The following is a 14,199-nucleotide window of genomic DNA, read 5'->3' as shown; positions in this document are numbered from 1 at the left end:
TTTATGTGCGGCATTTCAGGATATGTAAAGACTGGCAATGATTACATTAAATCAAATTTAAAAGAGTTGTCACACCGCGGTCCGGATGGTGAAGGGGAATGGTTTTCACCCGACATGTCAGTATGGCTCGGACACCGTCGTCTTGCCATTATTGATCCGGAGGGCGGCAAACAACCATTGTCTAACGAAGATGGCACAGTATGGATAACTTTTAACGGCTGCATATATAACTACCTCGAACTGGCGCAGACTCTCCGGCAAAAGGGACACCGCTTCCGCAGTTATACCGATACGGAAGTAATTGTTCACGCTTACGAAGAATATGGTGTGGAATGCCTGAAGTATTTTATAGGTATGTTTGCTTTCACAATTTGGGATGAGAAAAGGGGCATTGCTTTTTGCGCCAGGGATCGGCTGGGTGTTAAACCATTCTACTATTCTGATCAAGAAAGCGCTTTTATTTTTGCATCAGAAATTAAGGCGCTTTTAGCAACAGATCTTATCCAAAAGGAAGTAAACCACAAAGCGCTCCAGGAGTACCTTGTGTTTCAGACAGTGCTGGGGGAGAAGACCCTGTTTAATCAGGTAAATAAACTGCTGCCGGGGCATTATATGTTAGTTGATAAAAAAGGCAGGATTGTTGAGAATAAAAAATACTGGGATGTTGCTTTCGATATTGACTATGATCATACGGAAGAATATTTCGTTGACCGCCTGCGTGTACTTCTAGAAGATGCTGTAAAAATCCGCCTGCGTTCGGACGTCCCCCTGGGGGCTCACCTTTCCGGGGGCCTGGACTCCAGCGCTGTTGTCTGCCTGACGTCGATGCTTAATGTTACCGGAGACAGGCTGAAAACTTTTACCGGCGCTTTTAACGAAGGTGAAAAGTTTGATGAGACCCGGTACGCACGTCTAGTTGCCGAAAAAGCCGGCGCCGATTGCCTTGAAATATACCCAACGGCGGATGATTTTATTGATACCCTTCAAAAGATCATCTATTACATGGACGAACCTTCCGCCGGGCCGGGTGTCTTCCCCCAATACATGGTTTCGCGCCTGGCTTCGGAACACGTTAAAGTGGTGCTTGGCGGGCAGGGGGGCGACGAGATTTTTGCAGGGTATGCACGTTATTTGGTTGGCTATCTGGAAGAATGTCTCAAAGGCGCCATTGAAGAAACTGAAAGCCGCGCTCAGTATGCGGCTACCCTTTCTTCAATTATCTCCAGCCTCCCAATGCTTCAGCAGTATATACCGATGCTTCGCTATTTCTGGGCGGAAGGTCTTTTTGAACCGCAAGCCCAGCGTTATTTCAGACTGATGGACCGTTCCGCCGGGGTCAGGCAGATTTATAAAGAAGATGTTTTTGAAAATAGTGTGGATTTTATCGAGACATTCCAAAAAATATTTTACGGCTCAAATGCCGAATCATTTTTAAACCGGATGCTTTTTTTTGACTTGAAAGTACACCTCCCGGCTTTGTTACATGTCGAGGACAGGACCAGTATGGCCTGGGGGCTGGAATCGCGGGTACCCTTACTAGACCACAGGATAGCCGATCTGATGGCCAGTGTGCCGCCGAATATAAAGTTCAAAGGCGGCCAGCCAAAGTATCTCTTCCGTAAAGCGATTAAAAATATAGTTCCTGAAGAAATACACAAGCGCAAAGATAAAATGGGCTTTCCGGTCCCACTGCATCTATGGTTTAAGGGGAAGTTAAGGGATTATACCCGCGAAGTGCTTCTTGATGATACAGCAAGGCAAAGGGGTATATTTAATCCGGAAATTTTGGAAACCGCAATCGAAAAGGAACAGGACTTTGGCCGGGTGATTTGGGGCGCCCTTTGTTTGGAACTCTGGTTTAAAACATTTATTGATCAGGCGGGAGAATAAAGAGTGTGTGGAATAGCCGGCATTGTTAGCTTTGGCGCTCCTATAAACGCTAATTTGCTTTTAAAAATGACGGAACTGATCAGCTACCGGGGACCGGATGGAGAGGGCTTTCTATTATGTGAAAACGATAGGAAGCTTTCCAGTTTATATACTGAAGAAGAAAAAGAAGAATGGCGGAATAAAGAAATCAGCTTTGGTCTCGGGCACAGGCGGTTGGCTATACTCGATCTATCACAGGCCGGCTTACAGCCGATGGGCACACCTGACGGCCAGCTCTGGATCGTCCATAATGGTGAGATATATAATTATATAGAGATACGAAGCGAACTGGAGAAGAAAGGATACCGCTTTTCTACTCATACAGACACAGAAATAATTCTTTACGCCTACCGGGAATGGGGAACCGGCTGCCTCAGCAGGTTTAACGGGATGTGGGCTTTCGCAATCCTGGATCTGGGAAAAAGTATTTTATTCTGTTCGCGGGACCGCGCCGGCATTAAACCGTTCTATTATTTTGTTAACGGGAAAGTTTTTGCATTTTCATCAGAAATAAAACAGCTTCTCCTGCTTCCCTGGGTAAAGACGGAAGTGAATCCGGGTGTTCTTTACGATTACCTTCTTTACGGATTACAGGAACATTCCGAACAGACTTTTTTTGAGAATGTCAACTCGCTGCCAGGAGGCCATTTTATCCAGATACCATTGGAGGGAACTTCTATTGATCCGGAAAAGAAGATTTATTGGGACCCGGAGCTGGAACAGCGGGAGATGGGGAATGACGAAGAATATGCCGGTAAATTGCTCGACTTGTTAAAAGACAGTATCCGCTTGCGCCTCCGCAGCGATGTGAGGGTAGGTTCCTGTTTGTCGGGAGGTTTGGATTCTTCGGGAATAGTATGTCTTCTTAACAGTGAGAGGCAGGAATCGGGCTCCTCTAATAATCAGCTGACATTTTCATCCTGTTTCGAGGATCCCCGCTGGGACGAGAGAAAGTATATCTTTGACGTAATAAAAAAGACAGGCGTCGAAGCCAGGTATGTTTTCCCTTCTGCGGAGGAGTTGACCGGTATCCTGGACAGGCTTACTTATCATCAGGACGGTCCGTTTGGCTCGACCAGTATATTTGCCCAGTGGAAAGTATTTGAAAGCGCACGGGAGAACGGAGTTACGGTCATGCTGGACGGTCAGGGCGCTGATGAACTTCTCGCCGGCTATTACCCTTATTTGCCCTCATTTTGGTGGGGTTTGCTCAGAGAAGGAAAGTGGTTGAGTCTGCTAAGTGAGCTTATCTGGATTACCCGCCGCAATCCTGTGCAGGTAAAAGAAACGCTCATTGAAGCGGCCAAAGCGTTTGTTTATCAGCGCATGAAGAAGAATTCCGCTGGTAATGACCAGATAAGTTGGGCTAAACTAGATTTTTTACAGACAGGCGCAGAGAAGTCGCCCTACAAAAAACACCTCAATAAAAGGGGCTTGCTGAGAAAACAAAAGGGGGGCGGTGAGCTAAACTGGAAGCTATACGAAAGTTTTCGGTTTACCAGTCTGCCGGCTCTCCTGCGCTACGAGGACCGAAATTCGATGGCCTTTTCAGTTGAAGCCCGACTGCCCTTTCTCGATTACCGGATAGTCGAGTTTCTGTTAGGTCTTCCTCCCGAACAGAAAATCCAGCGAGGTATGACCAAGGCAGTATACCGCCGGGCGATGAAAAGTATTCTTCCGGCTTCTGTGCTGTCCAGAACAGATAAAATGGGCTTTGTCACGCCTGAAGAGATCTGGATAAAGGATGCTTTAAGAGGCATAATGGATGAAGCTTTTGAATTTATACCCGAAGATCATCAATATATTTCCCGTAAAGGGGCGCTTGAATTATTTCATTCTGTTTTAAGAGGCGAAAAAGGATTCAGTTTTTTACCCTGGCGGTTATTCAATTCAATTATCTGGCTGAATAACCTGTCAGCTAAGGGGATGTCTTTAAAACCGCTGTAAGGTTGTGTTGAATTGAAGCCTAAAAAAGTCTGTATTCTGGTGCGCAACTACGTAGACCGTGATCCGCGTGTGGCAAGGCAAATGCGCTGGCTGACTGAGTGCGGCGGCTATCAGGTAACTGTCGTCGGATACGGGGAAAGCGGTCTGAATATACAAGAGATTTATAAAACTGTTACCTTTGAGTCCCGTGCGCGTTCAACATTGGACAAGTTATTTAGCGCGCCGAAGCTGCTGTTAAATAATTTTACTCCCGCTCTGGCCGGTAGTATATACTGGAGCATGCCCTTAATTAAAGATATGTATGAAGCTGCCATAGCGGAAGATTACGATATTTTTCACGCCAATGATTGGGATACGCTGCCTATAGCGGCAGCGGCGGCTGATAAACTAAAAACTTCCAAAGTAATTTACGACAGCCATGAATTTGCCACACTTGAGTTTGAAGAAAGCCCGAGATTCAAACTTTTTTATAAAAGGTTCAGGTCAACTCTGGAAAGAGAAAATATTCACAAGGCATCGGTTGTAATCGCAGTTTCCGGGATGATTTCGGAAGAGTTAAATAAAACCTACGGGGTGCGGCCGGAAGTAATTATGAATTGCCCTGAATGGGAAGAAATGCTTTACCATGAGACTGATCCCGGCGATATAAAACTGTGTCATCACGGGGGTTACCATACAAGCAGGGGAATTGAAGAACTGATTAAAAGTTTAAACCTTCTTGATAATAATTATTCTTTGCATTTCAGGCTGCTTTGTGACACAAGGACTATGGAAAAGCTCAAAGGAATAGCACAGAAAGCGGCGCCGGGACGTGTTTTTTTCCATCCTCCGGTTAAACCGGCAGAAATCGTGAGCGTTATTAACCAGTATGATCTGGGTGTTTATTTGCTCAAGCCTGTTAATTTTAATAGCAGGGCGGCGCTCCCTAATAAATTTTATGAATATTTAATGGCCGGTTTGGGTGTTTGTATCGGACCGCTTCCAGAGATGCGGCGAGTAGTGGAAAAGTGGGGATGCGGCGCAGTTTGCGGCGGTTTTGACGCTAAAAGCCTGGCGACTGCGATTTCTTCACTTTCCCTGAAGGACATATCTGTTTATAAAATGCGTGCGCTGGAGGCTGCCAAAGAGTTAAACGCTGTGGTAGAAGGTAATAAATTTAAGAACATCTATAGAAATTTGTAATTTTATGTTATCGTTTAAAGAAAATATATGAGAATTATTTACATGTCTTGTAAGGACATGCTTAAAAAGGCGCCGGCAAAACACATTTTATGGGAGTAGCAATAGGTTATTATATTTCATGAAAATGGAGGTGGCGACATGAGAAGAACTAATTCTATTTTACTGGTGCTGGCGTTAATGTGCGGTTTGCTCTTAATTTCCGCCCAGGCTGTTTCGGGGGAAGTATCGGCGGGTGTTAACCCACCCACAGCCCTGAAGGCAGACGCAGTTTCTTCCTCGCAGATTAATTTGACCTGGACGGATAATGCATCAAATGAGTCTGGATTTATAATTGAACGCAAGACGGGTAATGATGCTTACAATCGAATCAATATCGTTCCGGAAAACTCCACGATATTTGCGGATACCGGCCTTGCAGCCAACACGACCTATAAATACAGGGTCAAGGCTTATAACAACACAGTGGGATCTTTCGTATATTCCGATTACTCCAATGAAGTTAACGCCACTACCAACGATACTAAACCGGCGGCGCCTTCAAGCCTTTCAGCCAGCGTGCAGTCGTCTACCAGCATTAAATTAACCTGGACCGACAACTCCGGCAATGAGACCGGCTTTAAAATCGAACGTAAACTTTCCGGAGGCAGCTACAGTCAGCTAAAAACGGTAAGCGCCAATACAACCAGTTATACTGATACGGGGCTATCCAGCAGTACCAAGTACTATTACAAAGTGCGGGCATATAACGATGCCGGAGACTCGGATTACTCCAATGAAGTTAACGCCACTACCAACACTGCTACTACTAATGATACTACATTGACGGCGCCTTCAAAACTTTCAGCCAGCGTGCAATCGGCTACCAGCATTAAACTAACCTGGACCGATAACTCCAGCAACGAGACCGGCTTTAAAATCGAACGCAAACTTTCCGGAGGCAGCTACAGCCAGCTGAATAAGGTAAGCGCCAATACAACCAGCTATACCGATACGGGGCTATCCAGCAGTACCAAATACTCTTACCGGGTTTACGCTTACAATTCTAGCTCGAATTCAAAATACTCCAATGAAGTCAACGCTACCACTACTAACGATACTACATTGGCGGCGCCTTCAAAACTTTCAGCCAGCGTGCAATCGGCTACCAGCATTAAACTAACCTGGACCGACAACTCCAGCAACGAGACCGGCTTTAAAATCGAACGTAAACTCTCCGGAGGCAGCTACAGCCAGCTGAATATGGTAAGCGCCAATACAACCAGCTATACCGATACGGGGCTATCCGGCGGGACCAAGTACTATTACCGGGTTTACGCTTACAATTCTAGCTCGAATTCAAAATACTCCAACGAAGTTAACGCCACTACCAACGCTGCCGCCACAGTTATTGCGAAGGCAACCGTGATTAAGCTAGCCATTGATAAATCAACTTTTTCTGTAAATGATCAGTTAAAAACAATGGATACAGCCCCTGTGATCCGGGAAAATCGAACGCTTCTGCCTATCCGGTATATTGCTGAATCAATTGGGGCCTCGGTAACCTGGGGGGCTAGCGATAAAAAAGCGACAGTATCTCTTAATAATAAAGTGATTGAGCTCTGGATCGGAAAGAACTCAGCCTTGGTCAACGGCCAGTATATGCTCATCGACGCTGGTAATCCAGATGTAACACCTATTATCATCCAGCCGGGGAGAACCATGTTGCCATTGCGGTTCATTTCTGAATGCCTGGGCTGTAAGGTGGACTGGGATCATAACAAGAAAGAGATTACGGTGACATATCCGGCGCCTTAATTAAAAAGCTATCCGGCTGCTTCTAGAAATGCAACGAGCGGCGGAAAAGTGACATATCCGGCGCCGGTCTTACTATCATTGCTCAAAGGAAAACCTATGAGAATTATTTACATGTCTTGTGAGGACATGCGTAAAAAAGGCGCCGGCAAGACACATTTTATTGAGGTAGCAATTAACCTGGCGAATGCAGGCAATGAACTGCTTATACTATTGCCGGGCTACCAGCCGCGCCAGAAAAATGAAGACCTTCAAACAGTCCGTTACATACCGACATTTAAAAAGAATTTCCTGTCGTATATCTTCTACGAAATTTTGCACCCCTTTTTTTTATTTGCTTTTATAATAAAGTTCAAACCGCACATTATCTACTTCCGTCAGGATCTATTGAACGTAACTTCGCCGATCCTTGCTGCTTTGTTTAGAATACCGTATATAATTGAGAAAAATGGACTTGTCGGTGAAGATTACCGGTACCGCGGTTTTAGCGATCTCCTTATAAAAATTCTGACATTGGCGGAATATGTTAACATTCACCTGGCTGCAGGAATTATTTGCGTTACGGAAGGTATAAAACGCGAAATTGCCCGTAAGTATGCGGTTGACGAGGCGAAACTAACGGTGATCCCCAACGGGGCTAATACTGGTCTCTTTTACGCTATGGAGCAAGCGGTATGCCGGCAATCCTTAAAGGTGGACGAAAATAGTTTTTACGTGGGTTTTGTCGGAACTTTTGCTCCCTGGCAGGGATTGGATCTGTTGATTGACGCCGCTTATCAGATAAAAGAAGCAGGTTTTGCGGATATTAAATACCTACTGGTAGGGGACGGAGAGTTGGAAGAAAAGATAAAAGAGAAAGCAGCCGGCCTGGGTTTGCATGATATTGTACATTTTACCGGCCGGGTAGATTATGAAAAAGTTCCGGAATGGATAAACACGTTTGATCTCGCTGTAGCCCCGTTTACGAGAGAAAGAAACAATATCTGCGGGCTGTCGCCGATTAAAATATATGAATACCTGGCTTGCGGAAAGCCCGTACTCGCGGCTGACGTGGAAGGGGTCAGAGAAATAATTGAAGAAAATAAATGTGGTTTTCTCTTTAAGCCAGACGACAAATCCCAGTTGGCCGACAAGATTATTTGGTGTTATCAAAACCGGCAGGAGCTGGAAAATGCCGGTTCCCGCGGGGCCAGAATTGTGCGTGAGCGATTTACCTGGCGGAATACAGCCGAAATGGTGGCCCGTGTATTGGAAAGCGCATCCGGGTAATGTCTCATTTCTTGAATGATTGTTGAAGGTGAAGTATGCCTGTCCTATTACGGGGAAGACGGTGAAAGAAAAATAGTTTTTTATGCTGAGAAAGGCAGCATCTTCGGAGGAGTAATTTCCCTGGTTTTAAACAGGAAGGTTTACGGAGTTTCGGCCATGACACTTACAAAATATTTGATTACTAATGTGCTTAAGGAGCTGGAAAAAGAAAAAATAATCCGTAAAGGCTCAAAAACAATTATGATCCCGGCGGGCGGGAAACAAAAACTCAAGCGCTATATTAAAAACATCTGGGTTTGATAAGGAGCTTGAAAAAGGGCTTTCCTTGTTGCTTCAGCTTTAGCGCACCATGCACTTTTCTACAAACTCTTCAAGCTGCTTCGCTATATTAATAAGTTCTTCATCGTTGTATGTTTCTTCCTTGAGGAATTTCGGATCCAATAGTTTTGAAGGAACAAATTTTTGCAGGATATAAAGCTTTGCTCCTTTAATTGTCTTCGATATTTCCAAAATATCTTCCGGGGTAAGTAAAGATTTTACAAGAGTTGTCCGGAATTCGTAATCCAACCTCGAATTGATGATTAGACTGATGCTCTGCAGGATTTTTTTCAGGTCGACCAGAGAATTTGTGACGCTGCAGTATTTATCAAAAGGCGCTTTAATATCCATTGCCACATAATCCACCAGTTCAAGGCTGATGATATTTTTTAAAACAGAAGGCAGGCTTCCGTTGGTGTTTAGTTTGACCGGATAGCCGATTTTTTTTATCTTTTCCAGGAAAGGTATAAGATTTGCCTGAATTGTGGGCTCGCCGCCGGTAACGACAACCCCGTCGAGTTTCCCCTGCCGCCTTTTAAGGAAATCCAATACTTCAAGTTCCAAAGCAGGGGTCTGGCGGGGATCGGATTTGACAAGTTCCGGATTGTGGCAGTAGGGGCATTTAAAGTTACACCCCTTTGTGAAAATCACGGCACAGATCCGGCCGGGATATTCAATCAGGGAAAACCTTGTATAGCCTCCGATTAACATATATTACACCTTGAAAGTCTTTCGCAGGGCGAATTCCTCCTGCTTCCCCTTGTTCCACTGTTTTAAAGGCCGCAGGTAGCCGACAACGCGGGAGTAAATTTCACACTGCGTACCGCATTCCGGGCAATTTTCCTGTTCCCCGGAAAGGTAACCGTGTGAGGGGCAGACGCTGAAGACAGGTGTAAATGTAAAATAGGGAACATGATAATTTTCGCATATTTTGCGGATTAATTTTTTTACAACAGCAGGGTCTTCGACACGTTCGCCGGCAAAAATATGCAGGACGGTTCCTCCTGTATACTTCGACTGAATTTCATCCTGAAGGTCAAGGGCTTCAAATACATCGTCGGTATAATTAACCGGCAGTTGGGTCGAGTTGGTATAGAAGGGCTCGCCGCCGTTGATGAAGCTGTCCTCATTTGCGCACATTAGCTGAGGGAATTTATCCTTGTCTTTTCTGGCCAGGCGGTAGCTGGTCCCCTCGGCGGGTGTTGCTTCCAGGTTGTAGTTGTTTTGCGTTTCCTGCTGAAATTCAATAAGCTTGCTTCTCATAAAGTCAAGCACCAGACAAGAAAATTTTTGCCCGGCGGGGCTGGCGATGCTCTTTCCCAGCAGGTTCAGGCAGGCCTCGTTCATGCCAATCAGACCGATAGTCGAGAAATGGTTTTTCCAGTAGGATCCAAGGTGTTCTTTGATATTTCTGAGGTAATACTTTGCGTAGGGGTAAAGGTTGCCCTCGGTCAGTCTTTCCAGGACCTTTCTTTTCATTTCCAGCGCCTGCTTGGCCATGACCATCAGGGGTTCGAGCCTTTCGAAGAATTCATGCTCGTCTTTGGACAGGAAAGCCAGCCTGGGCATGTTTAATGTTACAACTCCGATGGAACCGGTAAGCGGGTTGGAGCCGAAAAGGCCGCCGCCCTTTTTCTCCAGGGACCTGTTGTCTATGCGCAGCCGGCAGCACATGCTTCTTGCGTCTTCCGGATTCATATCGGAATTTATAAAATTGGAAAAGTAGGGAACACCATACTTGGCAGTAACTTCCCAGAGAATATCTAAATCCGTGTTGTCCCAGTTAAAATCCTTGCTGATATTATAGGTGGGGATCGGGAAAGTAAACACCCTTCCCCTGGCGTCACCTTCAAGCATTACCCCCATGAAGGCTTTGTTGAACATGTCCATTTCCTTCTGGAAGTCTTTGTAGGTGTCATCCTGCATTTTTCCGCCGATGATTACCGGCTGGTTCAAGAAATATTCTGGTACTGTGAGATCAAGGGTTACATTGGTAAAAGGCGTGTTTCCGGTTATAAAAACCTTACCGTTCCTTCTGGCAATTACGGTCTCATTCACTGTGCTGGGGCACCAGATCACCCCGGAGTAATCAATCTTTTCTATAGTTTGGATATAGGTATCCTGATGGTCAATTAGCCTCAGGATATACAGCGTCCTCTTACCGATGGTCGGATTCCGCGTTCCTACGGTGAAGCCGTACTCAGCATCGACGGTTAACTGCTGTAACCCATTCAGTATTTCTATATTAGTAGTGGTGATCTTTGAACCTTCATGGCCGTCTGCCTTCAGGTATGTATCCAGAAACAGCCTGGCCTGCCTACAGCTCATGTTTTTAAGAATGTTCGGAATGAACTTTACAGTTTGCCGGGTCTTAAAAAGGCTGTCCAGAAGTTTCTGGGAGGATTCGGCGTTTAGCCGGATCATTTGAGATGACGTCCCTAGGGCTGGAACGGATTCTCTGTTGCTGTAGGTGAGTTCCATCCGATCAAGTAAGCCTGTAATTTCATTATAATTTTGGGGGCTTTTGGTTCTTGACTGGTAGATCGTGATCCGATGAGAATGCCGGCGCCTGGTATAGCTTTCCTTCGACCCCTCGGCTATTATCCAGGCAAGCAGGCGGATTTCATCGTCTGATATGTCTTTATCCGGGTTGGTATTTTTGCCAGTAATCGGGATAATCACCGGCGATTTATAAGTGACAACCTTTTCAATTTCTTCAAGGACAAAAGCTTCGTTTGTGTTGAATTTTCTTCTGACTACCCGGTGTCCCGGCGAAATTAGTTGATCTTGAATCCTGTTCTTGAGGTTATACATCTTTCCGGTATACGGTTTTGAAAACATATTTTTAACCGGCTGGTCTTCAAGGGAGCCGGTTTGTATATTGAATGTCTTAATCAGTTGTCCGACCTTGATGTCCTCGTATCCCGCCCATCCGTCAGGTGTAAGAATTTCGGTATCCTCGGAAAGGCATTGAAAACCCACCCTGGTAGGCACATTTATATTGAAGATGAACTCCTGCAGCGCCTGTTTGACCTCAGTATAGCTCAATCCGTCATACCTGATGAAAGGGCTTAAAAGTGTGTCCAGGTTTGAGAATGCTTGGGCGCCGGCGGCTTCCCCCTGGAGGGTATAGAAAAAGTTGACGATTTGGCCAAGAGCGCTCCGGAAGTGCTTGGCGGGTTTGCTCTCCACTTTGCCGGGAACCCCCTTGAATCCCTCAGCCAGCAGGTCGAAAAGATCCCATCCCACGCAGTAAACGCTGAGTATGTTTAAATCATGAACGTGAAAATCGCCGCTTATATGGGCTTCTCTTATTTCCGTGGGGTAAATTTTATTGAGCCAGTATATTTGGCTGATTTCTGACGAGATGTAGTTATTTAAACCCTGCAGGGAAAAGGCCATGTTGGAGTTTTCATTAATCTGCCAGTCCAGTTTCTGGAGATACTGGTCGACCAGGTCCACATTGGATTTGCCAACGATATCCCTTATCCTGGCATGCTGCTCGCGGTAAATAATGTACGCTTTGGCCGTTTTCCGGTAAGGGGAGGAGAGCAGGACCTCTTCCACTATATCCTGGATCTCTTCAACGGTCGGTGTCTTTCTGGGGATAAGCTGTTCTGCGAGGCTGAGGACCTTTAAAGTTATCATTCTGGCTATTTTTTCATCAAATTCTCCAGTCGCTTTGCCAGCCTTGGCTATCGCGCCGGTGATTTTCTGGGCGTCAAATTTGACAATCCGGTTATCCCTTTTCCTTATTCTCTTAAACATCTGCATCCATCCTTTGTCAGATAATGCCAAAATACTGTCCGATTAATCTTACCTTCGTCAAGTTAGAGATGAATTCCTTCTTGACGCGAAGCTTTATTAAGAGTACTTCAGCAAGCCAAAATGAATAATTCAAATAATTGAAAATCCTTGACATGCACAATAATATACTAAATAATGTTTTGTTGTAAACGAGAGCTGTTACGTGTTTTCGAAGGGTTTCTTAAATGACATTGCCGGAGTGTCCCGGGAAAGCTTTAAAACCCGGGGTTAAGGCTTTTATGAAGGTGCAAATTTGAATCTGAAACCGATCGGAATAATTCAATCCCCTTATAAAAATTCCAGCGAAGCTCCTTTTCAAGGCCGGTATTCCAGCGAAGTGTCGGTTGTGGAGATTTACGGGGAGTTCGCCGACGGATTAAAGGACGTTGAGCAGTTCAGCCATCTTTTTATGCTTTATTGGTGCGGCCGGGCGGACCGCGAAAAACTGCAGACCTACACGCCTCACGGGACAGAAATTAGAGGCGTATTTGCCTGCCGCTCGCCATCCAGACCCAACCCGATTGCCATCTGTATTGTAAAACTGCTGAAGAGAGAGGGAAACTGCCTGCACGTGCAGGGGCTTGATGCGATTGACGGAAGTTATCTTCTGGACATCAAGCCCTTCTATCCGGATCTCGACTGCATCTGACAAATACACGGGGACGGCTGACCGTATTTTAGAAGTAGGATCGGTTCTTGACTTGCATTGCATATACTCAGGGACGGTCCTCGCATATTTGCCTGACCAACCGTATTTCACCCACATAAGCGTTCTTTTTTAGGGTTCGTGTTTCTGTTCGGGCTTTACCTCGTGCATACCTTCCGCAAGATATTTTTTCGCCAGATCAACATAGAGCTGTTTTCCCCATGTCCAGTGCTCGATATCCTTTTCTGCCAATTTCCGTGCTACTCTGGCCGGATTCCCGGCTACCACAACCCCGTCGGGGATTGCCTGCTCCATCTTGACTATCGCTCCCTCGGCAACAATAGTCCACCTGCCTATTTTGGACCTGATGCTTGTTATCGCGCCCATTCCGATTACGGCGTAATCGTCCACCAGTTGGGAATGAACCACTGCGCCGTGGCCTAAAGTCACGTGTGCACCAATCTTGCAAGACTGTTTTGGGGGAGCGTGGATAATTACCCCTTCCTCAACCGCCGTTCCTGACCCTATTTCAATACTCCCGTAGTCACCCCGGATAATTACTCCATGTCCAATGTAGCAGTTATCCCCAATCTTCACGTTGCCGATTACCAGGGCATGCTCGCTTACATATGTATCTTTGCCTATTTCCGGTTTCCTGCCGTCAAAACTGTAGAACATCCAATCCCTCCCTAAAAATGGCTATCCACGAACCTATCCTTTAAAAACAATAAAACAGGTCCTTTTTTATGTCAACAGGCAGCCGGATAATAAGAAAAAAAGTCCATAAGAACAGCGGAGATTACTCTTTAGATTATCCGAATTCGAGTTTCCGCCCATGCAGGATGTATTGCTAATCGGCAGGAGGGCTCCTATAGGGTCGGAGAGCGCAGACAAGAGTAGTGGGGACGCTACTTCTCCTTACCCGCCAATAAAACATCGGCCAGAGCAAAGTCCAGCGGGGTGTCAATATCTACCGAGCGATCTTTCGGCATTATGTAAGCATATGTCTGCGGTCCGTAGAAGGAATCATTTTTAAGAAAATAGTCCCATTGGATCAGGTAGATGGCGCCGTTTAACTGGTAAAAAGCAGGAAGCTGCTGGCGGGGCCGGGTTGGTTCGGGGCGGGGGAAAAATTCCCAGCAGGGGGTGTCCGGGGGGGGATTGGTCCACCAGGGGGGGGGGGGAGGTTCGCCGACGGGGACTATACCCTTTGCGCGGGGGTCAAACATCACCTTTCCCGGATTAACGAAATCTTCAGGGGAGTGCCAGGGGGCGGGGTGCCGGAGGGAGGCCCCCCCGCCGGACTTTTC

11 protein-coding genes are annotated in these 14,199 nt (G+C 46.0%); 8 read left to right on the top strand and 3 right to left on the bottom strand.

Annotated elements, in window-relative coordinates; translation table 11 throughout:
• Positions 1 to 3 precede the first annotated feature (3 nt).
• From asnB (DEH07_09235) to DEH07_09210, 6 genes are all read left to right on the top strand, one after another.
• The gene (gene asnB, locus DEH07_09235; protein ID HBY04681.1) at positions 4 to 1,890 is read left to right on the top strand and encodes an asparagine synthase (glutamine-hydrolyzing); all 1,887 of its coding nucleotides are present in this window, start codon (positions 4 to 6) and stop codon (positions 1,888 to 1,890) included.
• Positions 1,891 to 1,893: 3 nt separating this feature from the next.
• A complete protein-coding gene (asnB, locus tag DEH07_09230) occupies positions 1,894 to 3,876 on the top strand; it encodes an asparagine synthase (glutamine-hydrolyzing) (GenBank protein ID HBY04680.1) in 1,983 nt (660 codons plus the stop codon).
• Between the two features lie 12 nt (positions 3,877 to 3,888).
• A complete protein-coding gene (locus DEH07_09225) occupies positions 3,889 to 5,058 on the top strand; it encodes a hypothetical protein (protein ID HBY04679.1) in 1,170 nt (389 codons plus the stop codon).
• Positions 5,059 to 5,196: 138 nt separating this feature from the next.
• Entirely contained in the window at positions 5,197 to 6,852 is a 1,656-nt protein-coding gene (locus DEH07_09220; protein HBY04678.1) for a hypothetical protein, read from the top strand.
• 96 nt (positions 6,853 to 6,948) lie between these two features.
• Positions 6,949 to 8,118, top strand: coding sequence for a hypothetical protein (locus DEH07_09215; protein HBY04677.1), 1,170 nt, complete (start codon positions 6,949 to 6,951; stop codon positions 8,116 to 8,118).
• Positions 8,119 to 8,133: 15 nt separating this feature from the next.
• On the top strand, positions 8,134 to 8,418 hold the full coding sequence (locus DEH07_09210) for a hypothetical protein (GenBank protein ID HBY04676.1): 285 nt from the start codon (positions 8,134 to 8,136) through the stop codon (positions 8,416 to 8,418).
• Between the two features lie 39 nt (positions 8,419 to 8,457).
• Here DEH07_09210 and DEH07_09205 read toward each other — a convergent pair whose 3' ends face one another.
• Together DEH07_09205 and DEH07_09200 are read right to left on the bottom strand one after the other, a co-directional pair.
• On the bottom strand, positions 8,458 to 9,147 hold the full coding sequence (locus tag DEH07_09205) for an anaerobic ribonucleoside-triphosphate reductase activating protein (GenBank protein HBY04675.1): 690 nt from the start codon (positions 9,145 to 9,147) through the stop codon (positions 8,458 to 8,460).
• A 3-nt stretch (positions 9,148 to 9,150) separates the two neighbouring features.
• On the bottom strand, positions 9,151 to 12,204 hold the full coding sequence (locus DEH07_09200; protein ID HBY04674.1) for a ribonucleoside triphosphate reductase: 3,054 nt from the start codon (positions 12,202 to 12,204) through the stop codon (positions 9,151 to 9,153).
• Positions 12,205 to 12,496: 292 nt separating this feature from the next.
• On the opposite strand from DEH07_09200, the gene tsaA reads away from it, so the two are divergent.
• Positions 12,497 to 12,892, top strand: coding sequence for a tRNA (N6-threonylcarbamoyladenosine(37)-N6)-methyltransferase TrmO (gene tsaA, locus DEH07_09195; protein ID HBY04673.1), 396 nt, complete (start codon positions 12,497 to 12,499; stop codon positions 12,890 to 12,892).
• Between the two features lie 129 nt (positions 12,893 to 13,021).
• On the opposite strand, the gene DEH07_09190 is transcribed toward tsaA, so the two are convergent.
• On the bottom strand, positions 13,022 to 13,567 hold the full coding sequence (locus DEH07_09190) for a gamma carbonic anhydrase family protein (protein ID HBY04672.1): 546 nt from the start codon (positions 13,565 to 13,567) through the stop codon (positions 13,022 to 13,024).
• Positions 13,568 to 13,724: 157 nt separating this feature from the next.
• Between DEH07_09190 and DEH07_09185 the strand changes: the two genes are divergently transcribed.
• Positions 13,725 to 13,925 carry a hypothetical protein gene (locus tag DEH07_09185; GenBank protein HBY04671.1) on the top strand — a complete coding sequence of 67 codons (201 nt, stop codon included), beginning with the start codon at positions 13,725 to 13,727 and terminating at the stop codon, positions 13,923 to 13,925.
• Positions 13,926 to 14,199: the final 274 nt, after the last annotated feature.

The organism is Desulfotomaculum sp., from assembly GCA_003513005.1.
Classification (GTDB): Bacteria; Bacillota; Desulfotomaculia; order Desulfotomaculales; family Nap2-2B; genus 46-80.
Note: the sequence above shows the minus strand (reverse complement) of the source record. Positions and strands in the feature narration are given on the sequence as shown.

What these genes read in the sequence shown, in the direction of transcription:
- DEH07_09215 (HBY04677.1), top strand. Translation starts at nt 6,949, where the DNA reads ATGAGAATTATTTACATGTCTTGTGAGGACATGCGTAAAAAAGGCGCC.
- DEH07_09210 (HBY04676.1), top strand. Translation starts at nt 8,134, where the DNA reads ATGATTGTTGAAGGTGAAGTATGCCTGTCCTATTACGGGGAAGACGGT.
- DEH07_09190 (HBY04672.1), bottom strand. Translation starts at nt 13,567, where the DNA reads ATGTTCTACAGTTTTGACGGCAGGAAACCGGAAATAGGCAAAGATACA.
- DEH07_09220 (HBY04678.1), top strand. Translation starts at nt 5,197, where the DNA reads ATGAGAAGAACTAATTCTATTTTACTGGTGCTGGCGTTAATGTGCGGT.
- DEH07_09185 (HBY04671.1), top strand. Translation starts at nt 13,725, where the DNA reads ATGCAGGATGTATTGCTAATCGGCAGGAGGGCTCCTATAGGGTCGGAG.
- DEH07_09205 (HBY04675.1), bottom strand. Translation starts at nt 9,147, where the DNA reads ATGTTAATCGGAGGCTATACAAGGTTTTCCCTGATTGAATATCCCGGC.
- asnB (HBY04681.1), top strand. Translation starts at nt 4, where the DNA reads ATGTGCGGCATTTCAGGATATGTAAAGACTGGCAATGATTACATTAAA.
- DEH07_09200 (HBY04674.1), bottom strand. Translation starts at nt 12,204, where the DNA reads ATGTTTAAGAGAATAAGGAAAAGGGATAACCGGATTGTCAAATTTGAC.